General features: G+C 46.7%; 24 protein-coding genes and 1 pseudogene. 2 read left to right on the forward strand and 23 right to left on the reverse strand.

Features of this window, described 5'->3' with window-relative positions; translation table 11 throughout:
- Positions 1–25: 25 nt before the first annotated feature.
- The 4 genes and pseudogenes from MKP07_RS24950 to MKP07_RS24970 form a co-directional block, all read right to left on the reverse strand.
- Entirely contained in the window at positions 26–1615 is a 1590-nt protein-coding gene (locus MKP07_RS24950) for a sodium:solute symporter (protein ID WP_240849796.1), read from the reverse strand.
- 137 nt (positions 1616–1752) lie between these two features.
- Positions 1753–2291 (reverse strand): annotated as a pseudogene (locus MKP07_RS24955) (enolase C-terminal domain-like protein).
- A gap of 127 nt (positions 2292–2418) precedes the next feature.
- Positions 2419–2976: an enolase-like domain-containing protein gene (locus MKP07_RS24965; RefSeq protein WP_240849800.1), complete on the reverse strand. Its 558-nt coding sequence runs from the start codon at positions 2974–2976 to the stop codon at positions 2419–2421.
- 8 nt (positions 2977–2984) lie between these two features.
- The gene (locus MKP07_RS24970) at positions 2985–3746 is read right to left on the reverse strand and encodes an SDR family NAD(P)-dependent oxidoreductase (RefSeq protein ID WP_240849802.1); all 762 of its coding nucleotides are present in this window, start codon (positions 3744–3746) and stop codon (positions 2985–2987) included.
- A 120-nt stretch (positions 3747–3866) separates the two neighbouring features.
- Between MKP07_RS24970 and MKP07_RS24975 the strand changes: the two genes are divergently transcribed.
- Both MKP07_RS24975 and MKP07_RS24980 read left to right on the forward strand, forming a co-directional pair.
- Positions 3867–4172 (forward strand): cupin domain-containing protein, encoded by a 306-nt coding sequence (locus tag MKP07_RS24975; RefSeq protein WP_240849803.1) that lies wholly within the window; start codon positions 3867–3869, stop codon positions 4170–4172.
- Between the two features lie 118 nt (positions 4173–4290).
- A complete protein-coding gene (locus tag MKP07_RS24980; protein WP_240849805.1) occupies positions 4291–4740 on the forward strand; it encodes a helix-turn-helix domain-containing protein in 450 nt (149 codons plus the stop codon).
- A 666-nt stretch (positions 4741–5406) separates the two neighbouring features.
- Here the strand turns inward: MKP07_RS24980 and MKP07_RS24985 are convergent.
- The 19 genes from MKP07_RS24985 to MKP07_RS25065 all read right to left on the reverse strand — a co-directional run bounded on the left by MKP07_RS24985 (position 5407) and on the right by MKP07_RS25065 (position 22850).
- Positions 5407–6789 (reverse strand): sodium:solute symporter family protein, encoded by a 1383-nt coding sequence (locus MKP07_RS24985; protein WP_240849806.1) that lies wholly within the window; start codon positions 6787–6789, stop codon positions 5407–5409.
- A gap of 132 nt (positions 6790–6921) precedes the next feature.
- The gene (locus MKP07_RS24990; protein ID WP_240849808.1) at positions 6922–7812 is read right to left on the reverse strand and encodes an SMP-30/gluconolactonase/LRE family protein; all 891 of its coding nucleotides are present in this window, start codon (positions 7810–7812) and stop codon (positions 6922–6924) included.
- Positions 7813–7858: 46 nt separating this feature from the next.
- Complete coding sequence (locus MKP07_RS24995) at positions 7859–8635, reverse strand: SDR family NAD(P)-dependent oxidoreductase (protein ID WP_240849810.1); 777 nt, start codon at positions 8633–8635, stop codon at positions 7859–7861.
- 54 nt (positions 8636–8689) lie between these two features.
- Positions 8690–9856 carry a mandelate racemase/muconate lactonizing enzyme family protein gene (locus tag MKP07_RS25000; RefSeq protein WP_240849812.1) on the reverse strand — a complete coding sequence of 389 codons (1167 nt, stop codon included), beginning with the start codon at positions 9854–9856 and terminating at the stop codon, positions 8690–8692.
- Positions 9857–9876: 20 nt separating this feature from the next.
- The gene (locus MKP07_RS25005; protein ID WP_240849814.1) at positions 9877–10836 is read right to left on the reverse strand and encodes a hypothetical protein; all 960 of its coding nucleotides are present in this window, start codon (positions 10834–10836) and stop codon (positions 9877–9879) included.
- Positions 10833–12431 carry a glycoside hydrolase family 2 protein gene (locus tag MKP07_RS25010; RefSeq protein WP_240849816.1) on the reverse strand — a complete coding sequence of 533 codons (1599 nt, stop codon included), beginning with the start codon at positions 12429–12431 and terminating at the stop codon, positions 10833–10835. The genes MKP07_RS25005 and MKP07_RS25010 overlap by 4 nt, the downstream gene beginning before the upstream one ends.
- Positions 12347–12553 carry a sugar-binding domain-containing protein gene (locus MKP07_RS42935; protein WP_394803601.1) on the reverse strand — a complete coding sequence of 69 codons (207 nt, stop codon included), beginning with the start codon at positions 12551–12553 and terminating at the stop codon, positions 12347–12349. The genes MKP07_RS25010 and MKP07_RS42935 overlap by 85 nt, the downstream gene beginning before the upstream one ends.
- 34 nt (positions 12554–12587) lie before the next feature.
- On the reverse strand, positions 12588–12782 hold the full coding sequence (locus MKP07_RS25015; protein ID WP_240849818.1) for a hypothetical protein: 195 nt from the start codon (positions 12780–12782) through the stop codon (positions 12588–12590).
- A gap of 95 nt (positions 12783–12877) precedes the next feature.
- Entirely contained in the window at positions 12878–13645 is a 768-nt protein-coding gene (locus MKP07_RS41405; RefSeq protein ID WP_240849820.1) for a discoidin domain-containing protein, read from the reverse strand.
- 13 nt (positions 13646–13658) lie between these two features.
- Positions 13659–14315 carry an alpha-L-fucosidase gene (locus MKP07_RS25025; protein WP_240849824.1) on the reverse strand — a complete coding sequence of 219 codons (657 nt, stop codon included), beginning with the start codon at positions 14313–14315 and terminating at the stop codon, positions 13659–13661.
- 221 nt (positions 14316–14536) lie between these two features.
- The gene (locus MKP07_RS25030; protein ID WP_240849826.1) at positions 14537–15226 is read right to left on the reverse strand and encodes a beta-galactosidase small subunit-related protein; all 690 of its coding nucleotides are present in this window, start codon (positions 15224–15226) and stop codon (positions 14537–14539) included.
- 65 nt (positions 15227–15291) lie between these two features.
- Entirely contained in the window at positions 15292–15552 is a 261-nt protein-coding gene (locus MKP07_RS25035) for a DUF4981 domain-containing protein (protein WP_240849829.1), read from the reverse strand.
- A complete protein-coding gene (locus tag MKP07_RS25040) occupies positions 15515–17212 on the reverse strand; it encodes a glycoside hydrolase family 2 protein (RefSeq protein ID WP_240849831.1) in 1698 nt (565 codons plus the stop codon). Before MKP07_RS25040 ends, MKP07_RS25035 begins: the two co-directional genes overlap by 38 nt.
- A gap of 81 nt (positions 17213–17293) precedes the next feature.
- Complete coding sequence (locus MKP07_RS39470; RefSeq protein WP_317235890.1) at positions 17294–17515, reverse strand: RraA family protein; 222 nt, start codon at positions 17513–17515, stop codon at positions 17294–17296.
- The gene (locus MKP07_RS39475) at positions 17512–17988 is read right to left on the reverse strand and encodes an RraA family protein (protein ID WP_262919461.1); all 477 of its coding nucleotides are present in this window, start codon (positions 17986–17988) and stop codon (positions 17512–17514) included. Before MKP07_RS39475 ends, MKP07_RS39470 begins: the two co-directional genes overlap by 4 nt.
- Positions 17989–18107: 119 nt before the next feature.
- Positions 18108–19187: a DUF4981 domain-containing protein gene (locus MKP07_RS25050; protein WP_240849833.1), complete on the reverse strand. Its 1080-nt coding sequence runs from the start codon at positions 19185–19187 to the stop codon at positions 18108–18110.
- A complete protein-coding gene (locus tag MKP07_RS25055) occupies positions 19184–20929 on the reverse strand; it encodes a glycoside hydrolase family 2 protein (RefSeq protein ID WP_240849835.1) in 1746 nt (581 codons plus the stop codon). The genes MKP07_RS25050 and MKP07_RS25055 overlap by 4 nt, the downstream gene beginning before the upstream one ends.
- A gap of 233 nt (positions 20930–21162) precedes the next feature.
- Complete coding sequence (locus tag MKP07_RS25060) at positions 21163–22194, reverse strand: RagB/SusD family nutrient uptake outer membrane protein (protein ID WP_240849837.1); 1032 nt, start codon at positions 22192–22194, stop codon at positions 21163–21165.
- Positions 22158–22850, reverse strand: a complete 693-nt coding sequence (locus MKP07_RS25065; RefSeq protein WP_240849846.1) for a RagB/SusD family nutrient uptake outer membrane protein — start codon at positions 22848–22850, stop codon at positions 22158–22160. The genes MKP07_RS25060 and MKP07_RS25065 overlap by 37 nt, the downstream gene beginning before the upstream one ends.
- Positions 22851–22853 lie beyond the last annotated feature (3 nt).

Below are 22853 nucleotides of genomic sequence, written 5' to 3' on the forward strand. Positions count from 1 at the left end.
TTTTAATAACACTATTTTGACCGTTTTATTTGAAAATAAAATAAAGCACACCCATTACAAGCAATAACAATACGGATAGGGCTTTATAATTCCCAACCCCTTTCCAACCCTTTGCCTGCAGGGGCTCCCAAATGGATTTCCAGTACAGTTTACTGCTTTCTTCCGTGTGCTGAACAGGGTAGATGTAAGATAATGCAACCTGTATTAAAACGCAGGCACAAAAAAGGTAAAACGCCATCATCATAAAGGGAATTTGGCCCATCAATGTTTCTTTCCCCATTATCTTGTTTATCATAAAAACAAGCACTCCCAACACCGATCCCAGCCAAAGTGTAAGCTGGGCCGATTTTGCAGAGGCTTTTTTCCAGAATACACCTAGCAAAAATACACAGGTGATAGGCGGCGCAATATGCGCTATAATATCATTAAGACCTTCAAATAAACTTTGATATTGATTGAGAAGTGGCAATAATCCGATAGAAAGTACCAGGGCGATACCGGCTGTCCACCTGCCCACCGATACTAATTTTTTATCGGAGGTATCAGGCTTAAAGCGCTTGTATAAATCATAACTGGCTAAAGTGCCAATTGAATTGAGCGCTCCTGCTATCTGGCTCATTAATCCCGACAGCAAGGCTGCCACCAAAATGCCTACAACACCTTTGGGAACCAATTGTGTGATCATTAAGGTATAGATACCTTTGGAATCGGGAATGGTTTCACCATTTTGTACCAGTGTAGGAAGGCTGCTTAAATCCATAGCTCCCGTTTTATACAAAACATAGGTGAATAAACCAGGCATAACAAATATGAATACCGGTAAAATTTTAATAAACCCACAAAACAATACGCCGGCCTTGGCATGGTTCTCGTCTTTGGCGCCTAAAGCACGCTGCACGATGGTTTGATCGGCGCACCAATACCAGATTCCCAGTACCGGGTAACCCAGGAATACAGCAACCCAGCTCATGCCGCTGGCATCGCCTGCCGGGCGAATCATGCTGAGCTTGTCCATAGCATTTTCCTCCGTAAGCACATGAGTTACATTTTCCCATCCACCTACCTTGTTCCACGCAAAAATGGTAATAAGAATCGCGCCTCCAATCAGCACAATGCTTTGAATAGATTCGGTTACCACTACTGCCTTTAGCCCGCCGATAATGGTATATAAGCCGGTCAGTCCCGCAATTACAATAATGCTGTAGTACATGTTAATACCGAACAGGGTTTCGAGCACAATACCGCCCGCTAAAAAGGAAAAAGCAATATGTATGATAATTGCAGAAATGATAGAGATAAATGCCAGCCAGTCGCGACAGGCTTTGTTATACCTTTTCTCCAGGAAGTCGGGTAGGGTGGAGATACCTGAGCGGATGTAAAAGGGAATAAATAAAAGTGCCAGCAGAATAAGGGTAAAAGCAGCCATCCATTCAAAATTGCCATTCAGCAAACCGGTGTCAAAGCCACTTTGGGCAAGACTTACCAGGTGCAGGCAGGAGATATTGGTAGCAAACAATGCCAGGCCTATCATGGGCCAGCGCAACGTTTTTCCTGCCAGGAAATATTCTTTCGAAGAGGTATTGTCAGGTTTATTTTTTTGCTCCTGCTGGTCCAAAGGCCAATAGTGACAATAAGAAGGATGTAGGCAATTGCAATGATCGTATCCGGTGTAGAAACCATATGGATGCTGTTAGGGGTGAGGTATAATAAAACTAACAAGTAGTCAGGCAGTGTATATAAACAAATGTTCTGTTAATCCTCCACCAGGTCGCAGCTGCTTCCGGCTTCCTGTGGTGTTATGTATACGCCGTTGTCTATCCTGACGGGATGTATAAAGTTTTTTTGCAGATGTGGAATATGCTCTAAGAACAACGCCTCATGTCCCATGGCGATATGATTAAATAATACCAGGTGCTGATGGAGCTGGCCCATATCACCTACATGAGGAACCACCGGCACGCCAAACTTCTTACATAATAAACTTATTGTAATAAATTCACTCACACCTCCAACACGTAAAGCATCTACCTGTATAAAGCCGGCGCATCCTGTTTGCAGGTAGTTTTTAAATAAGATGCGGTTAGGCACATGCTCACCCAAAGCAATTTTAACCGGGGCTATTTCCCGGGCAAGTGCCTGATGGGCTAATACATCGTCTGGATGGGTAGGTTCTTCTATCCAATAAGGATTCATTTTTTCAGTTCCCTGCATATAGCAATAGCCTCGGGTAATGTCCATTGCTGGTTGGCATCCAGCATCACTTTTATGTTGTCACCGGCTTCTTCCCGCACTATATGCGATCGGCGTATATCCGCCGGGGATCGGCGGAGCCTACTTTTAATTTCATGGCAGTGAAGCCACGGTCAACGGCTTTTTTACAATTTTCCCTGACTTTTTCATCTTCGTAATTAAACCAACCTACCGAAGTGTCATAGCCCGGGTAGCCTTTTTGCAAAATAGGTTCTCTCTCTTTTTCGTGGAAACCTGTTCCGTAAGTATTTCAATAGCTTCCTGTTGGGTTAATACATCTTCAAGATAAGAAAGGTCAAGCGTGTTCACAATTTCCTCTGGAGACAGATCAATCAATAGCTTCCAAAGCGGTACACCACGTTGCTTTGCCCAAAGGTCGTAACAGGCATTGGTTACAGAGGCAAGGCCCAGATGTACTACACCTTTATGTGGCCCCAGCCAACGAAATTGCTGCTCGTTGGATAAGGTTTTAAAAGTGTTGCCAAAATCACTCATCAATTCTTCAATATCAAAGCACTTTAATTTTTCCGCATAAAATTTTGCTGCGCTACACACCAGATCGTTCCCGGCTCCCACGGTAAATGCCAGGCCGGTACCTATATGCCCTTTTTCATCTTTTAATTGTGTTACTGCATAAGAGTATTGCGGGTCTTTATGAATAGCATCGCTGCCGGCCCCGGCTGAAAGTTTAAATCGCTTATCACTGATCCCGATGTCTTGTATCATTTATTAATTTATTTTAATGTTCGGTATCCCAATTCGGCACCACCGCTTACCGGTAAAATATGGCCGGTTATGAACCTGGCTAAATCGCTCAACAAAAAAACACAGGCATCGGCAATCACATCTCCTTCCGGCATCTTTCCCAAAGGCTGAAGATTGTTTAGGTAGCTAATGATACTTTCAGGGTTAGGTTGCTGCTGGCTCCAGGCCTGGAGCATCGGGGTGTTGACAGCCGCCGGAGAAATGGCATTGACACGAATGCCGTAAGGTGCGTAGTCCAGCGCCATCGCTTTAGTTAAAGCGTTTACAGCTCCTTTGGTGGCAACATATGCTGCATGGTTATCCTGGCCTATTTCACCTACTAAAGAGCTGGTGTTGAGCATGCTTCCCCGTGAAGCTTTTAAATGATCGATGCCATACCTCGTGGTTAAATAAATACTCTTGAGATTTACATTCATTAATGTGTCCCACTCTGTATTGGAGGTAAGGTGCAGGGGCTTCGAAGGATGACCGGTACCGGCATTATTGTGAATCGCATCCAGCCGCCCGTATTTTTTAAGCATAGCTGAAAAAGCGCCTTCGACTTCTTCTTCCTGCGTAACATCGCAGTGCAAAAAGGAGTGTTCCTTGCCTAATGCTGATAACTTTTGGGCTCCTTCTTTATTCATATCTGCTACACATACCCATGCGCCTGCTTTCGCATAGGCTTTTACGCATTCCCAGCCAATGCCATCTGAACCTCCGGTAATCAGGATGATTTTATTTTGAAGCATGGTCAAACCAATTGTTACTAACAAAATTAGGTATCAGCCTTGCCCATAACTACTGCCTGAATGACCAAAACATAGCTTATTTTAGCAAAAATATTTTCAAAAAGTACTTTTAGTGCTAATATGAAGCCTATTCACGCAACAATATTAGAAGGAGCAGACAACGGTATTTTTTCAATAAGGATCCTGGAGCGCCCCTATTTCTCTACTGAATTTCATTTTCATACCGAATGCCAGATTACGTATATATTGGAAAGTGAGGGAAGGCGTATCGTTGGCGACAGTGTTGACTTTTTTAATAGTGGCGAACTAACTTTTCTGGGATCTGATATTCCGCATGTCTGGCATAATGATATACAGTCCCTCCCAAAAAAGCCCGTAATACGGGTGCAAAATCGCTTGCATTATTTTTCCATCCTGACAAATTAGTTCACCTGCTTTCCGAATTGGTTGATGTTCAAAAGCTAACCCTGCTTTTTAAAATTGCCCAAAGGGGTATGGTGTTTTTGGTGAAACAAAAGAAAGTTTAAAAAAGTTACTGGTAAAAATGACTGCGCAAAAAAGCCTGGCACAGTTAATTACCATGCTGGAAATATTTGAATTGCTGACGACTACCAAAGAGTATAACTTACTCGCAAGCACGGGGTATAAAAATACCTACCAGGCTAAAGATAGCGATCGAATGGATAACGTATTTAAGCATATATTCTGCAATTTTAAGAGCGATATAAAATTGGAAGAGATGGCGTCAATAGCCAACATGAATCAACAGGCTTTTTGCAGGTATTTTAAAAGTCGTACGCAAAAAACACTGGTTGAATTTGTAAATAATATACGTATCAGTCATGCATGCAAATTGATATCAGACGGCGATTATTCCATTACAGCCCTTGCCTACGAATGTGGCTTTCAGAGCTTATCGAATTTTAACCGTTTTTTTAAGGAAGTGAAAGGTTTAACTCCGAGGGAGTACAGAAAGCAGGTAACTGTATTATGATTTTACAGAGGGTGTTAGAGTACTCCCGCAAAGAAATTAAAGTGGCCCATCTGATCATTAGCGATCGTCCAAAGGCTAAGGGCGCTTGTTTAAGAACTACGGATGCGTGTTAGAGAATATTATGTCTTATGCTGGGGTTTTACATAATAAGTCTGCACGAACGAGAGAATAATTTATTTTTTAACACGACCACTCATTGCGGAGTCAACCCACTTCCTGCCAAAGCTTTCCCTGAACAAAACTTTACCACTACCTGCTGTTTCGGTGCATGAAAAGGCCGTAGGTGTTCATAAAGCCTGTTGAAAAAAGGATTACAATAAACAGATTATCTTTTGTTCCTGGAAACCGCAAGCATGACTATCCCGAAGCATATAAACAAAATTCCACAGTATGTATTAATCCCGATACCTTTTAATAAACCGTACACAAAAAGCATCAGGCCTATCAATGAAAAAAACACCCCGATCACAAAACGAAGATCAAAAAGCTTGTTCATGTTTTTTATTTAGAAGAAGATAATGTTTAATACAATGGTTGCTAAAAAAACGATAACGCCCAGCCATAGCGGGTTTTTATACCATACTTTGGCTGTATCTTTTTCTTTGGGTGTAAGACTGTAGACCAGCCCCCTCAAATCTTCCTCGGGTTTGGGATCGGTGAACAGGCTTACCAGTACAGTAACTGCCAGGCAGGCGACAAATGAGATCCAGGCGATGGTAAAAGCCTGGCTGGAACCCGAATAAAAATTGTGCACGGTGCTGATCCAGCCCCTTTGCCCTCAGCAGTGGTAATCCCATGTGTTATAGCAGCGGCGGTGGTTCCGGCAAGCAATCCCCAGAATGCACCATGCCCGGTCGTGCGTTTCCAGAACATACCCAAAGCGAAGGTTGCGAACAGGGGAGCGTTTACGAAACTGAAAACAAGCTGTAGCAGGTCCATAATGCTGTTATAACCTTTTGCCACATAGGCAGTGGCCACCGACAGCAGGATACCCGCAACAGTAGTGACTTTGCCAACGTAGAGATAGTGCGTTTCTGAGGCATCTTTTTTTATATGTGCCTGGTAAATATCAAATGTCCACACGGTATTAAAGGCGGTTACATTACCGGCCATGCCGCTCATAAAAGAAGCTATAAGGGCGGTAATCCCAACTCCCAGGATGCCGTTGGGATATAGCTGTTTTAAAAGGGTAGGGAGCACCATATTATAGTTGGTTTCGCCTGCTTCGTTAACGGGGAGCTCGAATCCGGGGAACTGCTGTTGCAATGCAAGTATCACCAGCCCGGGCAGGATCACGATCACCGGCATCAGGATTTTTGGGATGGCGGCGATGATCGGTGTGCGCTGGGCATCGTTGAGGTTACGGCTGATCATGGCTCTTTGCACTACCAGGAAGTCGGTACACCAATACCCGAATGCCAGTACAAATCCTAACCCGAATACCATGCTGATAAAATCAACGCCCATCGGGTTGTGGGAAGGATGATCCAGGCCTTTCCATACATGCAGCTTTGCATCTTCTACGTGTTGTACAACACCTTCCCATCCGCCTGCTTTATCCAATCCAATAAAAACCAGGGGCGCAATACCCAAAACAATGAGGAAGAACTGCAGCACTTCATTATAAACTGCGCTGGTTAAACCGCCCAAAAAAGTATAGACCAGTACTATTCCGGCTGCCATCCAGATAGACAGATTAAAATTCCATCCAAGTATCACCTCCATCAGCATGGCCAGGGCATACAAAGAAACACCCGAAGAAAATACAGTCATTGCGGCGAAGGTAAGCGCGTTGAAAGTGCGCGTTTTTTCATCGAAGCGTAATTTTAAATATTCGGGTACACTGCGGGCTTTGCTGCCATAATAAAAAGGCATCATATAAATTCCCAGGAAAATCATGGCCAGGGCAGCGCCCAGCCAGTAAAAATGCGCGGTATATAAACCATACTTGGCGCCGTTGGCGGCCATGCCTAATACCTCCTGTGCACCCAGGTTGGCTGATATAAAAGCCAGGCTGGTGATCCAGAGTGGGATGCTCCGGTTACTCATTAAAAAGTCATTGCCGCTTTTTATTTTTTCTTTAATAAAAAGCCAATACCAACTACAAATAAAAAATAGATGGCAATGATAAGATAATCGATTAATTCAAGCTTCATTATGGTAATACATGTTTAATGGATATTACGTGGCTGCTGTACCCGTAAAATAAAAAGGATTTGAACCGGCTATATCAACATCGGCTATAAATAAGCTGCCGCTTAATGGGAATTGGTGGAGCTCTTCAGGTGTAAGTCCCGTGCGTGCGGTAGTAATAAAAAGTTGCTGCATGCCGGTACCTCCCAGCGCACAGTTGGTTACATGCGGTACCGGTACCTGTACCACCCCAATCAATGCACCCGTATCGGGGTTATACCTGTGCACGGCACTGCCGTCCCAAATGGCTACCCAAAGCATGCCCGCTGCATCAACACACATACCATCTGCCACGCAACCTGGCAGGTCTATATGAACAATAATTCTTTCGTTTGTTATAGTTCCATATTGCAGATCAAAGTCAAATGCCCTGATGTACGGAGAATGAGAGTCTATATAATACAGCGTATCATTGTCAGGCGACCACCCGATACCATTGGATACCGATGTAGGAGTGATCATGCCTGTAAGGGTTGAGCCGTTGTATCGGTATAATGTACCCTGGTCGGGCTTTGCATGCCGGTGCATGGTGCCGATCCATAACCTGCCAGAAGCATCGCAGGCACCATCATTGCTGCGGTTGTGGGACAGGTCCGGCTCCAGGGGGATAAGCTCCTGGATTTGTTCGCTGTCGAAATCATACAAAGCCAGGCTGTCCTGTAGCGCTACCAGCAGCTTATCGCCGGTAGCAGGAAGTGCCAGACTTATATGTTTATCCATTATCCTAATTTCAGAACTGCCGGTTTTCGGATCGATACGTCCCAGTAATTTCCCTTCGATATCCACATACACAAACTGTTGCCATAAGGGATGCCAGAGCGCCCCTTCGCCTAATTGCAGGGATGCCTTTTGTAATAATATTGCGTTCCAGGTATTCATTAAAAAAATTGGGGCTTGGGTAACTCGCTTAAACTTTGGCTATGGGTTACTGGCTATCCTGCATCAGGGCGCTTCGTCCGCCATCAATGAGGTAGGTGGTGCCTGAAGCAAATGCGGCATACGTACTGGCGAGAAATACGCACCAGCCGCCTATTTCATCAACAGTTCCCAGCTTTTTTACAGGGTGTCTGTCTATAGTACGCTGCCTTTCTGCTGCAGGATTCGTGAAGCTGTCAAACCATTCCTGGTTGCCCGGGGTATCTATAAAGCCCGGCGCTATCCCTACTGTTCGGATAGCAGGCCCCCATTCAATGGCCAGGCTTCTCACCAGGCCGGTAAGCGCCGTTTTAGCAACATTATAGGGGAAGCAACCTGGTATGCTGCTGTAGGAATGGTTGGATGTCATGATGATGATCACACCACCCTGCTTTTCCAGGTAAGGTTTGCTTAATGCAGACAAATGCCAGTGTGAAGCCAGGTTTAATTGCATGTTCCGGTCCCAGTCGGCTTGCCTGCTTTCGGCTGCGCCTGTAAATACATTGCCGCCGGCATTGGAGACCAGTATGTCGATGCTACCAAAATGTGCTACTGTTCTTACAACCAGTTCTTCCAGTTCGGCGCGTATCATTACATCACAGCGTGTATATAAAGCTGTTGCTCCCAGGCCGGTTATTTCATCGTGCCATCCCGCATCGTCGGGACTACTGGCACATCCCGAAACACTGGCACCCGCCAGGGCCATTTGCCTTGCAATGCCACGCCCGATACCGCTGGTAACACCGGTAATAAGGACTGTTTTATTTTTCAGATCGATACTAAACATGCGAAAAAATAAAGCTGTTATCTTAAAATTTATATCCTAATAGTCATTGGGTGCCTACACATAAAATCCAGGGCGTGGTTGGGTAATACCAGGATGCTGCTCCATTTCTGCTTCAATCAGATCAACACCCAGTCCGGGGCGATCACTTAAATGAAGATGCCCGTCGTATACCATGTCCTTTATCGGGTGGTCAATGACGGTATCACGCCAGGGCACATCATTAAACATAAACTCCTGTCTGAAGAAATTAGGCACCGATGCGCACACATGAGCGGAGGCAAGGGTGGATAAGGGGCCATTCGGGTTGTGAGGAGCCAGTAATACATTGTAAGCTTCCATCATAGTGGCCATACGTTTCATTTCGCTGGGACCGCCGCAACGGGTAATATCCGGCATCATGATATCGCAGATATTTTTCTCCAGCACCGGGCGTATATTATGGCGGGTATAATGGCGTTCACCTACGCAAATAGACACGTTGGAAGGGATACGTTCCCGCATGGCTCTCAATGTGTCAGCGCTTTCGGGCCCGGCAGGTTCCTCATACCAGGTAATGTCAAGCGCTGATAAGCGCTGTGCCATTTTCACCGCTACGCGGTAGTTCAGCATCGCATGTGTTTCAATCATAATATCAAAATCGGGTCCCACAGCATCCCGCACTGCTTTACTTACTTCAAATGCCAGGTCCTGCTGTTCGGCCGTAAGGGTAAGGTTGGAGGAGAGGTCTTCGCCATAAAGGTAGTTGGTATGTGCAAAGGGGTCAAACTTCAACCCGGTGAAACCAGCTTCCTTTACCTTTTTTGCCTGGGCTGCATAATCTGTCGCATTATGTCCGCCTCCTGTAAACCAGTAGTTGGCATACAGCAATATATTCTTCCGGAATGCACCGCCCAATAGTTCATAGCAGGGAGCGCCATACACCTTTCCTTTCAGATCCAGCAACGCCATATCAATGCCGCTGATTGCGCACATACTGGCACCGAAGGGCCCCAGCCAGTTCAGGTCGCGGTATAATTTAGTCCATATAAAATCGGTTTTCATCGGGTCCAGGCCGATGATACGTTCACCTACATGTTTGGCAGCTTCGTATACGATGGGGCTGCCAGGCCAGTTGGTGGCTTCGCCAACGCCGGTATGTCCGGTGTCGGTGTAAATTTTTAAAAGTGTCCAGTTATACTTTACACCTTCAACCAGCCAAACTTTCACATCTGTTATTTTCATCCGTATATTTTTAAATTTATTTACAAAATTATCTGCAAATGCACACTACCTTCCATTATATCATCCTTTTTTAGAGGCTGGTCCAGTAAAGAAGCATGACTCCTGAAAAAGCCTTCCGATCCCAGGTTGCTGTAGTCTGCAACCAACATTTTGGTACGGTTCTTTTCTTTCCAGCTTCTTATATGCTGTGTGCCTTCCGACACTACTTTTACTTTTGCGGTTGAGGCCTCCAGCACTGCTTCCAGGATATTCATTTTTGTGGAACGGAAATCATTCGTGCCTAATTCATTCCGGTCCTGCGACCAGTCGCCTGAAGGCTGGTCAGCCGGTCCGGCTGCGCCTGAAACAGGTGCATTGGAAAATGCGGGTGCACTGCCAGTGAGTCTGCCGATCTGATCTTGGGGATAGTAATTCCATAATCCGTCACGCTTCCAGGACAGTTTGTTGAAACCATCGGGCAGGCTAAACACCAACCCCCATTGCCGCGGGTTGATAGGTTGTTTAAGCGTATAGCGATAGGTTACCTGTACATTTCCGTCACCGGTAAATGTAAGGGTGGTAAAGCCCTTTGCTTCATCGTATTCATCTCTAACGGTGACAGTAAATGTGCCGGCAGCTGTTTGATAAGCAATATCCTGCAAAACCCTGTTAGCGGCCGTTGCCGTAAAGGGCTCAAATACCTGAGAAGTGCCGGTCATCTGCACACCACGGCCTTGGCCGTTTAGCGGTAAAACCATCAGGCGGGGCAGGGCGTCAATAACCGTATTGTTTTTAGCATCGGTTATGCTGATGGTGCCGGTAGTTTTATTAAGAACCATTGTTGTATTTCTTCCGCTGGCTGAAAGGGTGGCTTCTTTCGAATGGTAGCTCAGCAGGAACTCCTTACCCGGAGTACTGCCTGTAAACCTGTTAATGGCGGGCACTGCGGTAAAAGCATATTGGTCGATAAGTATATCGCGCGGGTCATATACGTCTATCAAAAAGATGCGCCGGCAGGTAAGGGGCCTTTGATGGTAGCCACGCCGCGCCAGGTTTTACCGGCTGGTGCGGCTGCTTTGATAGTGCCGTTGTGGTTTCCGGCACGCCATTCAAAGCGGCATTCGCTCAGGTTGCTGAATAAATGCCTGTTCTCTATTTCAAGGCGGATGCTGTCACCAACCAGGTTACCCAGTTGCTTTATTTTTATGGGGGAGTATATTTTCTTAGTGTTCCAGTACTCCGGCTTGGGTCTGCGCCAACCGTCTATAATACCCCAGGTGCCATAACCTACGGCCGTGCTGTCTGGCATAAAAAATGAATCATCTATACCGGCCCAGATGGCGCCGCCTAAAACGGCAGGGGTTTTATACATGTTTTCCCACATGGCATAAAATCCTATGCCCCATGCATCACGTATACCGGGATCGGTTACCAGTTCAAACCGGTTATAGGCATTAATATGCACATACTCATCAAATACAATGGGCCTTTTCGAATCAGCATATTGTGAGGGTCCTCCGGGGCCGGGATAATGGTGATTGGTGATCTCCAGTTCGCCGTTATCAGCATCGGGTCCCCATTGACTGAAGATACGGGGGCGCGTAGGATCGAGCTTTTTTACCAACAGTGCGGTAGCGCTAAAATATTCCTTGTATTTCAAACTTTCGTTGCCAAGCGACCACATCAGAACCGAAGGTGCGGATTTGAAAAAGCTTACCATATCAAGCGTTTGCCTTTGAAGAATGGCTACAGAGTCTGCTGCGGTAACCACTGCTTCATGCGCCCAGCAAAACGGAGCTTCTACTTCTAAAAACATGCCCAGGCTGTCGCAGGCTGCTACCAGTTCTTCGGCTGGCGGATAATGAGAAGTGCGGATATAATTAAGATTGGCTTCCCTGAAGAGCTGCACGTCCTGTAGCCAAACATTACCTGTTATAGCGCGTCCTTGCCGGGGCATCACCTCGTGGTGGCAGGCACCCCGGAGTTTAACCGGCATATTATTTACAAAGACACGGCTACCTCTCACTTCAATTTGCCGGAAGCCGATGCGTCTTTCCACTGTTTCTGTATCGCCGTTAGCTGTTAATTCAAGTTGTAACGTATATAACCGGGGATGCTCGGGATCCCATTTTTCAGGTGCATCTACCGGCAGTTCAATTATTTTTTCATCGGCGCGCCCAGCCGGAATGTCTTTTCCCCAGGGAACATTTTTAGTGAGTACAGCTTTCCCTTCATTGTCGGTGAGGCTAATACGTAAGGTTGCATTGGAACAGGCAGTTTTCGACTCGTTGTGTAAGGTTACCTGGGTTTTTAAAATGGCATTTTTATATGCTTTATCAAATTGGGTGGCAGCGTGAAAGGAGCCTATGTTTACTTCAGGCATCGCCACCAATTGTACTTTGCGGGAAATACCTCCGAGGGGATGCACGGCATAGCGGCTGGCATTGGACGTGCTGTTGGCAATACCTTCGTTTTTTACGCGTACCGCAAGAATCGCCGGGGAACCGGCTGTTACCAGTTTAGTAATGTCCAGCTCAAAGGGGGTAAAGCCACCCAGGTGTTCGCCGGCTTTTTTCCATTTACATACACTTCGCATGCGCTATATATTGCATGGAACTTTAGTTTCACACGTTTGCCCTCCCAGCCGGCGGGAATGGCCAGTTGCCTGGCATAGCCTGCCCAGGTATTTTTTCCACCGTGAACCCCTGCATAGACCATTCCCCGGGAACCTGTATCTGCTTCCAGGAGGGGTCTACGGCTGCCTGTTTTTCAAAATCAGGTGCCGGGGCGGGGTTAAAAACCAGCTGCCGTTCAGATCCACTGAGAATGCCTGCAGGCCCGCAACCTGTACCGGGTGGGGACTAAAACGGGTGATGGCCAGGGTTGTATCAGCTGCCTTTACCTTAATTGTTGCAAAAAGAAATAAAAGCGATAAGATCTGTTTCAATTTTTTATTTTTTAGCGTCGTTATGAGGCGGTCTCAAAGGTGCGTCAGGCTCAGGCCGACAGAATATTTGAGATCGCCGCTACTGAGTTTGACAATTAATTACCCACACCTGCTTCGCTGATCATAGCATCGCCCACGGATGCCCTGATCTCCATCCTGATATACCGTGCTGTAACCGGATCGAAGGAGGCAATTTTTAAATCGGCATTCATACCCCAGCGTCCTTCTTTTATCTGGTTAAAATGTTGCCCGTCGTTGCTGCTTTGCAGCATATAAGCTGTAACAATGCCGTTGTAACCAAGGTGACGAGCCGGCAGCATATAAAATTTGCTAAACACCACAGGCTTCCCCAGATCCAGTGTGATAAACCGGGATGGCTGGTTGTCAAATTTCCAGCATGTTTGAAAAGGTGCAAAACCGCCATTGGAAGGCACTTCATCGGCACAACCATCCAGCATTACAACTGGTTGCGTTTCGTTCAGCAAAGTAGCAATGGGAGACCCTTCATTGGCGGGTGGCGCGGGGTAAACCACGGCTTTCCCGGCAGAAGCCGTAATAGAAAGCGGTGTGATAAAGCTGCTGATATTTTCCGGCTGTGGGGGCAGGGGCAGCCGGTCTTTAGCCGGCTGCCAGCGGGCACCGATTTCTTTTAACCGGTCGACCATTTCTTTATCGAAAAGACCATCGCGGTTGGGTCCTATATTGATCATAAAATTGCAATACAAGGGTTCCAGTCTTTGGAGTTTATCCAGGAAATAGCCGAGACTTTTTACCTGTTTTTCGGCGCCGGGATGCCAGAACCATCCGTTTGTGGCGGTGAGCGCCATTTGTGAGGCAAATACATTATTGCCCGGTGGGAACACCCCTTTGGGGCCTTCATAGTAAATTATGTCGGTTTTGGAAATTGCTGTTGCCGTTATGTTCAGACACAAGACAATTGGGTTGCAGCTTTTTTACATGCTCATACACTTTTTGATAGGAAATAAGCCGGTGCCCCATCTTCCAGTTCCATCCGTCAAAAATGATCATGGCTATATCGCCGTATTGGGTCAATAACTCGGTTAACTGGTTGAGCACAAATTGCTCCTCGTGGCTGCCACCGTTCTCTACACCGTTATGCCGGTCCCAGATCGAAAAATAAAAGCAGGGTTTCAGGCCGCGGCTACGGAAAGCATCTACATATTGCCGTACAATATCTTTTTTATACGGAGAACCTGCTACATCGTAGCCGGTGTATTTACTATCCCATAAGCAAAAACCATCATGATGCTTGGTGGTGAGAATACCGTAGGTCATGCCTGCTGCCTTACAGGCATCAGCCCACTGGTTGCAGTTGAGCTTTACCGGGTTGAACTGTTTAGGGTCATGCGTAGGAGCGGCCCATTCTTCGTTGGTGAAAGTACCCATATTAAAATGCATCATCACGCCGAAACGCAGATCGGCAAAATCAGTTTTTAGCTTACTTAGCCCCGTCTGGGCATTCAGTATGCCAAAGAGGTATAGCAGACCTGTGAGTAATAATGATCCTTTCATGTTATTGTTATTCGTTTGCTAAAACTCCAGTACTATACCGCCTTTCAATGTCTTGCCTTTAATATTGATCCTGCCATCGGTAAAGGGGCTGCCGTAAAAAGGTTCCGAACCATTATTGCAATAGTCTGCTATCAACCACTGTATATGCTCATCCTGCAGCCAGCTTCGGGATGCCTGTTGGCCAAAGCCCCAGGCTTTAACACCTTCGCCTGTTTTATCACTTAATTGGGCATGGTATATATTTTTTTGGTAGACCGGAAGTCATTGCTGCCCAGCTCTGTTGCGTCATCTTTCCAGTCGCTGCGTGGTATCACGCGCCAGGGTTCCACGCCTGTGGTAGGTTGGGCATTCAGAAGTGCGCTGCCTTTTTCGCGTGCAATATCGTTTTCGGGATAGGCAGTAAATTCGCCCTTCCGGTGCCAGCTTAAGCGGTCCATATACGGCGGTAACTGCAGCAGCATACCATACTGGTACGGATTCTCAAGGCTGCCTTTATAATCTATTTCGTAACTTACTTTCACCTGGTTTCTCACAAAAGTATAGGATGTATGGGCCTTGCTGCCGTCGGAGAAAGTTGCCGTTCCGGTAACCAGTATACTATCACCCGTTTGCTGTGCTTTTATATCACTGGCAAAAATGGTATAAAGCGGGTAGCCTTTTAAGGGGTAGATATTATTCTGGTAGGTTTCTCCCGCAACATTGGGCTTACCGCCATCTTCGCTGTTGCGTGGTATCACCGCGAACACCGGCCCCTGCGTTACCAGCAGCTTGCCGGCTTTTGTAATGCTGGTGATAATGCCGGTGCTTTTGCTGATCAGAAAACGAATATCTCCCTGCACCACTTGTATAGCTGCTTCATTTTCAGTAAAACTATTGATAAAATTACTGGTGGGTGACTGCGCCTGCCACAAATCCTGCTGTAGCTCATATAGCTCTTCATTGGCGATAAACCCGCGCGGATCGGTAAATCTTAATCTTAATTGCCGTGCCTCTTTTTCAGCGGGATCCTGATGGTGCCTTTACCATGGGGCGGGATAGCCGCTTTCACTTGCTGCGGTGCATGTTCGTCGAAGGCAGCCGTTATGGCTACGTCCTTTAAAGAAGTGAAATCGTACCGGTTCTCTATCTGCAGCAGCAGGTACCCATTGCCTTTTCCGGACCAGTCTGCTTGTACGATCTTTACCGGGTTATAGGCTTTTTCATGCCAAAATACTCGGGCTTTTTCTTCTCCAGGCATCTATGGGTCCCCAGGGGCCATAACCTACAATGCGGCCGTCGGGCATGTGGAAAACGTCATCGATGCCACTCCAGATAGCACCGCCCAGGCATTTCTCATAGTAGTACATAGAATCGTACATCTTTGCCAGCGGCTCCCCATAAAAAGCACGCTGCCCGGGGTCTGTAAGCAGCTCTCTGCGGTTATAGGTAGCCAGGTGCGCATATTCTCCAAAAAATACAGGCCGGCTCATCGTATCGGTAGCCCGGCCGCCATTGATACCTGGATAATGATAGTTGGCTATATCGGCTTTATTGCCATAATTATTAAAGCCACCCCAGCACTGATCATGCATCAGGGTAGGTCGTGTAGGATCTAATGCCTTTACCGCTTCATTTACTTTTGCCCAAAGCGGGCTCCAGGCGCTTTCATTGCCCAGCGACCACATGATCACCGATGGATGGTTACGATGTGCTACTACTTTTTCAAGGTTCGCCGCCATCATATAAGGTAAGAACTTCTGGTCCCGGTAATCCCATTTTTTCCAGATGGGAGAGGCATGGTGCTGTATCCAGCATAGGGAAGACTCATCCTCAACAAAAATACCCAGAGAATCGCAGGCATTCAGAAATGCTTCAGTAGGTGGGTAATGGGAAGTGCGGATAAAATTGCAATTTGCTTCTCTGAACAGCACTGCATCCAGTACATCTAGGGAAGCATCTATACTCCGCCCGGTAACAGGATGCACGGAATGGCGGTTCACGCCATGTAATTTGACAGGCATACCATTTACGTACACACGGGCGTTTTTAATTGCTACTTCCCTGAAACCTACTTTTTGCTTCAGGGTTTGAAGGGTTTTACCCTTTTGTTGTAATTCGGTTGTTAGCTCATACAGGTAAGGCTGTTCGGGATTCCAGTGGCGCACATTAAGATTCGAAATTTTAGTTCGGGGGTCTGAAGACTGCTGCTGCGCTACCAGTTTCCCTTCTTTATCGCGCAACGTAAACAGGTAGGAGGGGGAAGTAGTTGTTGCACCTACATTGAGGGACAGTGTCGCTTTCCTGTACTCTTTGTCAAACGTAGTAACAACAGCGATGCTGCTGATATGCTCCTGTGGAAGTGCCATTAGGGTTACGTCGCGCAATATTCCGCCCACGGTATGTACGGCATATTGGGAAGTACAGGCAAGAATATCGCTGATGGTGCGCGATTGTACGGCCACCTGCAAAACATTATCTGCCGGTTGCAGGGCATTGGTAATGTCTGCTTCAAACGGAACGAAGCTGCCTTCATGTTCTGTCACTTTTTTGCCATTCACTTTAACTATGGCATGAGAGCTTACGCCTTCAAAACGTATTTTGATCCGTTTACCCTTCCAGTCTGCGGGAATGGATAATGCCCTGGTGTATAGAGCAGTTTCCCCTTCATGCACGGTATAGCCCTGCATTTCCCACTCGCCGGGCACTTTTATTTTCGTGCCGGCAGACTGATTGTTCTTTGTAAAGCCCCATTCTCCGTTTAAGGATATTACCGGTTGCGCTACTCCCTCCGATGCATGAGGTAAAGGGGTAAGTGTTGGTATCGCTTGCATATCCTGGGCGGCTGTGCGCTGGGATAATAAGGACAATGCGATAACGGGTAGCGCCAGGAGTTGTTTGAGTATAGTGGAAAATTTCATTGATAATTTTTTCGGGAACTGTTGCGTACAGCGTCTTTATACTGTTTCAGAGATGCTGTTTGTTCGTAATCTCTCCGGGTGTTACATGATGCCAAACCTGTCGAAGGCATCCCTTGCGCTCATCCCTTCCTGTATTTTCTTTTGCACCATTTTTTCGCCGCGTGCCTTTTCTATAGCCTTGCTAAATACTTCCTCTTCAGCTTCCCGGGGTACTACACATACACCGTCCAGATCTCCCACAATAATATCTCCTGGGTTGACGGTAACACCATTCATTTTAAGCGGGACACGAAAATCGATCACTTTGCCCCGGGGGCCTGGTCCTGCGAATAGCGTCCGTAAGAGAAGCTTGGGAAATCCAGGTCGAGGATGCCTTTGGTATCGCGGCTGTAACCGTCTACCACGGCGCCGGCAGCGCCGAGCATTTTGGCCCGCGTGGCCATCAGTTCCCCCAGAGTGCATAAGTGGGGAGGCTCCGGTACAAACATATACTTCATTTTTTTCAGGTCATCAAGGGCTTCCAGCATCAGGCCAAAGGAGCGGTTGAGCACGGGGTTCCGGCTGCTGCTGTCGGATACCACATCGGCCTCCAGTACCGTCATGGCGCGGCCTACAACAAACATGTCTTCCCGTAGGGGCTGTATCTGGGGTGCAAGAAACTGGTGCAACAGTCCCATTTTATCCATAATATCACCAACAACAGCGGTATATAATTCCGCCTTCACAATGCTGAACAATTCGTCATCGGTTTGCCAGAGTGTGCTTACTAATTGCATATATTAAAAATTTCAAATGATAATAATTAAGCGCCAGCTTATTTTATTGAATGATGTATTTTTTAGAATAGATGATCTCCTGTCTGCACCTTACTTCAGCTGTAGCAGCACAGTGCCACTCATTTTTTTACTCCTGTTGCGCGTACCCTGGTAATTCCCCAGCTAAGCGTCCAGTAATCCCATTTATCGCTTACCAGTAATTGTTGGCTGCCATCTTTTTGCACATTCATTTTGGCGGCGTGTTTGCCGTCACTAAAAACACTGATGGCCGTTTTTCCTCCCGATACGGTATAGCTATAAATATTTTCTTTTTTAGCCCTGTATATTTCTGTAGAGGGCAGGTCTACCCGGTACAGCGCTTCTTTTCCTTTGGTTAAAATAAAATCTCTCATGGATTGTGCTACTTCAAAGCCGGGCCTTAAACCATATACTTCTTTGCTGTTGGTTCTTTTAGCTGCGCTGCCTGTCAGTGCTGAAACATGGCCTTTCGGGTAGGTACTCCAATATCCCTTACGGTTCCAGGAAATTTTATCAAAAGCCGTGGTAACTGGTATCCCTACACCTATATCCCAGGTATAAGCGGGAATACTATCAGCACTATAGGTAATGGTCATCTGTCCGTTGGGATACAGGGCAGTGGTCATAGCCACGGGGTAGGTGTCTACCAGCCCCTTTGAAGTAATGATGAATACTTCCCGGTTCTTTTCATCAAAGCTAAAACTATTGATCTTATAATCGCCGGAGAAAATGCCATCCGTATTTTTCAATACACCGGCATTCAGAGGCCGGTTTACTACCAATAGGGGATTGCCGGTTATAACAAGCTGGCCGGCTACCATGGCCTGGCTGATTGTTCCTGTTTTGGTATTAATGCTTATCAGGATATTGCCGCTTTTTAAAAGCGTCTGGTCTTCTTTATTTTCTATAGACCATAAACTATCCTTGCTTGGTACCAAAGGTTTCAGAGGCGCCGTTCTCCAGCTGATCAACTCTTCATCTATCAGGGCGCCCTTGCTGTCTTTGAACTGCACCAACACGGTCGAATCAGCACTACTGGCAGGCAGGATAATAGTACCCATGGCATGCGGCGCTACATCGGGTAAGGGCAATACCTTTTTCTGCTTGCCGGTTACAATGATGGCCTGAATGTTTCTCAGGTTGGTATGGTCAAAGCGGTTATGTATTGGTATTGTAATCATCCCTTTTTCGGGTTTGAGGTCCTGCAATTGCAGCCGAACCGGGGAGTACGCTTTTTTAGTATTCCAGAACTCTGCTTTTTCCTGCGCCAGGTATCCACAATGCCCCAGGGACCATAGCCCACGGTAGTGTCTTTCATTTCAAATGTTTCATCGATCATGCCCCAGATAGCGCCGCCGAGATAACCTTTTACATCAAAGCGGTAGGACCAAATAGAGTCTAAGCTTCTTCCCCAGAAATCCTTGACATTCGGATCATAAAAGCTAAGGTCCGTATTATAGCAGGTAACATGCGCCCATTCATCGCCGATGATAGGCAGCTCAGCTTTCATGTTTTTCTCGTATTTACCAAGGTCGCTGTGCGATCCGTTATATGCGGGATAATGCGATACCAGTATGTCGAAATTGCGTTTGCCTTTATCCAGGGCTGTAGCAGGAAATGACCATGAAACGGGGCGGGTAGCGTCAACGGATTTTACAAACTCATATTCTTTTTGAAAGTTAGTACCATACCAGCTTTCATTTCCTATCGACCACATCACTACTGCAGCATGATTCCTGTCGCGGTCGATCATTTCGCTTAGCTGCCCCAGGTAGCGGTCCGTAAATGCCGGATCATCCATAGTCTTATAATATTTTATATACGGGTCCGTGCGCCAGTCCAGCACAAAACAGATGGCGGTTTCTTCCTGCACATACACCCCATATCGATCGCAGAATTCAAGGAAATCTTCAGATGGGGGATAATGTGAGGTGCGGATAAAATTCATATTGGCTTCCTTTGTCAGCACCACATCCAGGCTATCCTGCACACGGTTGGTACTGCGGCCCAATGTAGGATGCATATCGTGGCGGCAGGCGCCCCGGAGCTTTACGGTTTTCCCGTTCACCAGCATTTCATTGTCTTTATTGATCTCTATGCTTCTGAAACCCAGTTGTTGCACGATGGTCTCCTGCAATTGTTCGTTTTGCGTTACCCTTAAGGTAAGCTTGTAGAGGTTAGGACTTTCGGCGGTCCAGGTTTTAATGCCGGGGACCACCGTACTGTCATGCCATCTGTCTCCATCCTGCTTTAAGCTTCGCGCGCTGTTCCATATTTTTTTACCGTAAGCATCTGCAAGCTCATACTCAATCATCGCTTTCCCGGGTTGTAGTAAACGGGTTTCAATGCGCAATGTTCCATCGCTGTAATTATTGGTAAGCCCGGCACTGGCATATACGTGAGTTACCGGGTTATCCGGAAGTAGGATATACTGCACCTTACGGGTTATACCACCGATAGGATGATGTGCATAGCCGGAAGCATAAGAAATATCATCAGCCCTGTCTGTTACCGATACATGCAGCCAGTTATCCTGCCCGGGTTTAACGAACTTAGTGATATCTGCATCCCAGGCAGTAAAGCCTCCAAAATGTTCACGTACCAGCTTGCCGTTACAATATACTTTGGCATGGTTATATACCCCATTAAAACGGATAACATGCCGTTTGCCGGTGGTGTTAATAATAGCAGGCAGTTTTTTACGATAGATAAAAGCCGTGTCGTGTTGTATCTTAAAGCCCTGCATCATTGCTTCGCCCGGCACTTGTATGATGCGCCACCCGGCCGAAGCGCTGTTGTCGGTCATAGCATTGGCCGCAGGATTCAGGTTAATCTCCCATTGGCCATCAAGGCTTTTTATAGGATTGACAACTCCGGTTACCTGTACCGGCCCCGGCGGCAGGTGCTCCCGATTGCCGGCCATATAGGGTTGCGCGTATGAAAAGCAGGCAAACAGAATCAACGGAACGCAGGACAGCCAATTTTTAATAACATTCATTTAGTATCATTGAATTATTGGCGAATTTAGCCCGGGATAACAGGGTTATCTATACTAAAATTATTCATTATCTACACAATTTTGCCTTTTTGGGCCAACCAAAAGGAACCCCGGTCAGAACTTATCTGCCGGGGCACTTTAACAGGTATCAGGGCGGTTTAGTAACCTTTAGATTGTTGTACAGCTTTCAAATTACTGTTGCGGTCTAGTGCTGTCTGGGGATAAGGCATCAGGTTGAATTTGTCTTGCCAAACCCTTTCCTGAACAGCGGCGTTGGATATATCGTAGGTTGTTTTCATTACTGACGGAGCTATCTTCCATCTTCTGATATCGTAGTACCGTTGCCCTTCCCCGGCCAGTTCAATACGACGTTCATTATGGATCAACTCTCTCAACTTTTCCTTTGTATTGTAAGCCGAGGTATTTATGGCAGGCATCCCGCATCTGTCGCGAATATCGTTTAGTGCGGTGTATATGGAAGCGTCAGGACCCGTAGCTTCATTTTTTGCTTCAGCATAGCTCAGTAATACTTCAGCGTAGCGGATGATCGGGAAATCTTCGGCCGCATCAAATTCAAGACTGCTTTCGAGGGATTTGATATCGAAAAGCTTCCGGAAGTTATAGCCTGTCATACTATTACTGCTGCCTCCGCCTGCCCAGTTGAATATGAAGCCGGCTTTATACTGATCCCATGTGGCGCGTGGAAAAAGAATGCTTGCATACAGGCGGGTATCGCGGTTTTTAAACTCATCCAGGTAGGCTGCATTGGGTGTACCGCCTTTATTGAAGTTAGCGGCTCTTACAGCAGCAGTTGGAGGGGTGAATGCATTGCCATTTTTATCCCAGTAAGCGTTTACAAGTTCCTGCGTGGGTGTAATAGAGCTCCATCCGCCCATTACGCCGTTGGAGAACAGCAATCGGAGCCCGTTTCCGAATGGTGCATAACTCGTGCCTTCTGTAATATTTTGTGACGCAAGGATCACTTCATCATTGGATTCATTTGCGATCCAAAACTGCTGCTGATAACTGGCCAGCCCCTTGTAGAATTTATCTTTTGCACTCTGATCAGAAAATGTTATCCATGTGCTGTAATCATCGCGCACGTCGCCTGCATCGAGCGTTGCTTTCCTGAATAATTTATAGCCTGCCCCCATTACCAGCTGTGCCGTAGCGGCAGCGTCGGCCCACATTCCGTAGTGAAGTTGTACCCGTGTAAGTATGGCCCATGCAGCTCCGCGGGTAATCCTGCCTTTTTCAACAGAAGTGCCCCCGCATAGTTTGCGGGAAGTGTAGCGGCGGCTTCTTTTAACTCTGAAATAATAAATGCCAAAACCTCAGTTTGGGGAGTTGGGGACACTGCTGTTTCCAGAGGGTCGGCATAGCCGGTTTTGAACAGCGGTACGTCGCCGAAGGTACGGATAAGATCGAAATAAGTTATAGCACGTAATACCCGGCACTCCAACTTAAACCTGGTGCTCAAAGCGTCATCCAGTTGTGCTTTATCCACATTGTCCAGGAAATAATTGTAGCGGCGGATAAACTGGTACCGGCTGTTATAGCCGGCGTCCAGGGTAGCGTTGATATCGCCGCTTGCTATGCGGGTAGCATTGCTCTCCCAGGGATATTGGCAGTAGGCATTATCGCTTGCGCCATCGTCATAAGCGTTGTTATAAGAATTGGCAAGATAACCGTAACAGCCATTTAAAGCCAGCCTTACATCGTTCTCCGACTTCCAGAAAGTAACACTGGCCAATTGATCATTAGGCTTGTAATCTAATGCACTCTTGGAACAGGCTACCGTTAACAGTGCAGAAGATATTATTAAAGTATAAAGTAGTTGTTTCATTTT

Source organism: Paraniabella hibiscisoli (assembly GCF_022512515.1).
Taxonomy (GTDB): Bacteria; Bacteroidota; Bacteroidia; order Chitinophagales; family Chitinophagaceae; genus Niabella; species Niabella hibiscisoli.

Excerpts from the sequence above, each read along its gene's own strand:
- MKP07_RS24965 (WP_240849800.1), bottom strand. The coding sequence starts at position 2,976 with ATGATACAAGACATCGGGATCAGTGATAAGCGATTTAAACTTTCAGCC.
- MKP07_RS24970 (WP_240849802.1), bottom strand. The coding sequence starts at position 3,746 with ATGCTTCAAAATAAAATCATCCTGATTACCGGAGGTTCAGATGGCATT.
- MKP07_RS24975 (WP_240849803.1), top strand. The coding sequence starts at position 3,867 with ATGAAGCCTATTCACGCAACAATATTAGAAGGAGCAGACAACGGTATT.
- MKP07_RS24980 (WP_240849805.1), top strand. The coding sequence starts at position 4,291 with ATGACTGCGCAAAAAAGCCTGGCACAGTTAATTACCATGCTGGAAATA.
- MKP07_RS24985 (WP_240849806.1), bottom strand. The coding sequence starts at position 6,789 with ATGAGTAACCGGAGCATCCCACTCTGGATCACCAGCCTGGCTTTTATA.
- MKP07_RS24990 (WP_240849808.1), bottom strand. The coding sequence starts at position 7,812 with ATGAATACCTGGAACGCAATATTATTACAAAAGGCATCCCTGCAATTA.
- MKP07_RS24995 (WP_240849810.1), bottom strand. The coding sequence starts at position 8,635 with ATGTTTAGTATCGATCTGAAAAATAAAACAGTCCTTATTACCGGTGTT.
- MKP07_RS25000 (WP_240849812.1), bottom strand. The coding sequence starts at position 9,856 with ATGAAAATAACAGATGTGAAAGTTTGGCTGGTTGAAGGTGTAAAGTAT.
- MKP07_RS25010 (WP_240849816.1), bottom strand. The coding sequence starts at position 12,431 with ATGCGAAGTGTATGTAAATGGAAAAAAGCCGGCGAACACCTGGGTGGC.
- MKP07_RS42935 (WP_394803601.1), bottom strand. The coding sequence starts at position 12,553 with ATGGTCTATGCAGGGGTTCACGGTGGAAAAAATACCTGGGCAGGCTAT.
- MKP07_RS25025 (WP_240849824.1), bottom strand. The coding sequence starts at position 14,315 with ATGAAAGGATCATTATTACTCACAGGTCTGCTATACCTCTTTGGCATA.
- MKP07_RS25035 (WP_240849829.1), bottom strand. The coding sequence starts at position 15,552 with ATGCCTGGAGAAGAAAAAGCCCGAGTATTTTGGCATGAAAAAGCCTAT.
- MKP07_RS25040 (WP_240849831.1), bottom strand. The coding sequence starts at position 17,212 with ATGAAATTTTCCACTATACTCAAACAACTCCTGGCGCTACCCGTTATC.
- MKP07_RS39475 (WP_262919461.1), bottom strand. The coding sequence starts at position 17,988 with ATGCAATTAGTAAGCACACTCTGGCAAACCGATGACGAATTGTTCAGC.
- MKP07_RS25050 (WP_240849833.1), bottom strand. The coding sequence starts at position 19,187 with ATGATTACAATACCAATACATAACCGCTTTGACCATACCAACCTGAGA.
- MKP07_RS25055 (WP_240849835.1), bottom strand. The coding sequence starts at position 20,929 with ATGGCCGGCAATCGGGAGCACCTGCCGCCGGGGCCGGTACAGGTAACC.
- MKP07_RS25060 (WP_240849837.1), bottom strand. The coding sequence starts at position 22,194 with ATGTGGGCCGACGCTGCCGCTACGGCACAGCTGGTAATGGGGGCAGGC.
- MKP07_RS25065 (WP_240849846.1), bottom strand. The coding sequence starts at position 22,850 with ATGAAACAACTACTTTATACTTTAATAATATCTTCTGCACTGTTAACG.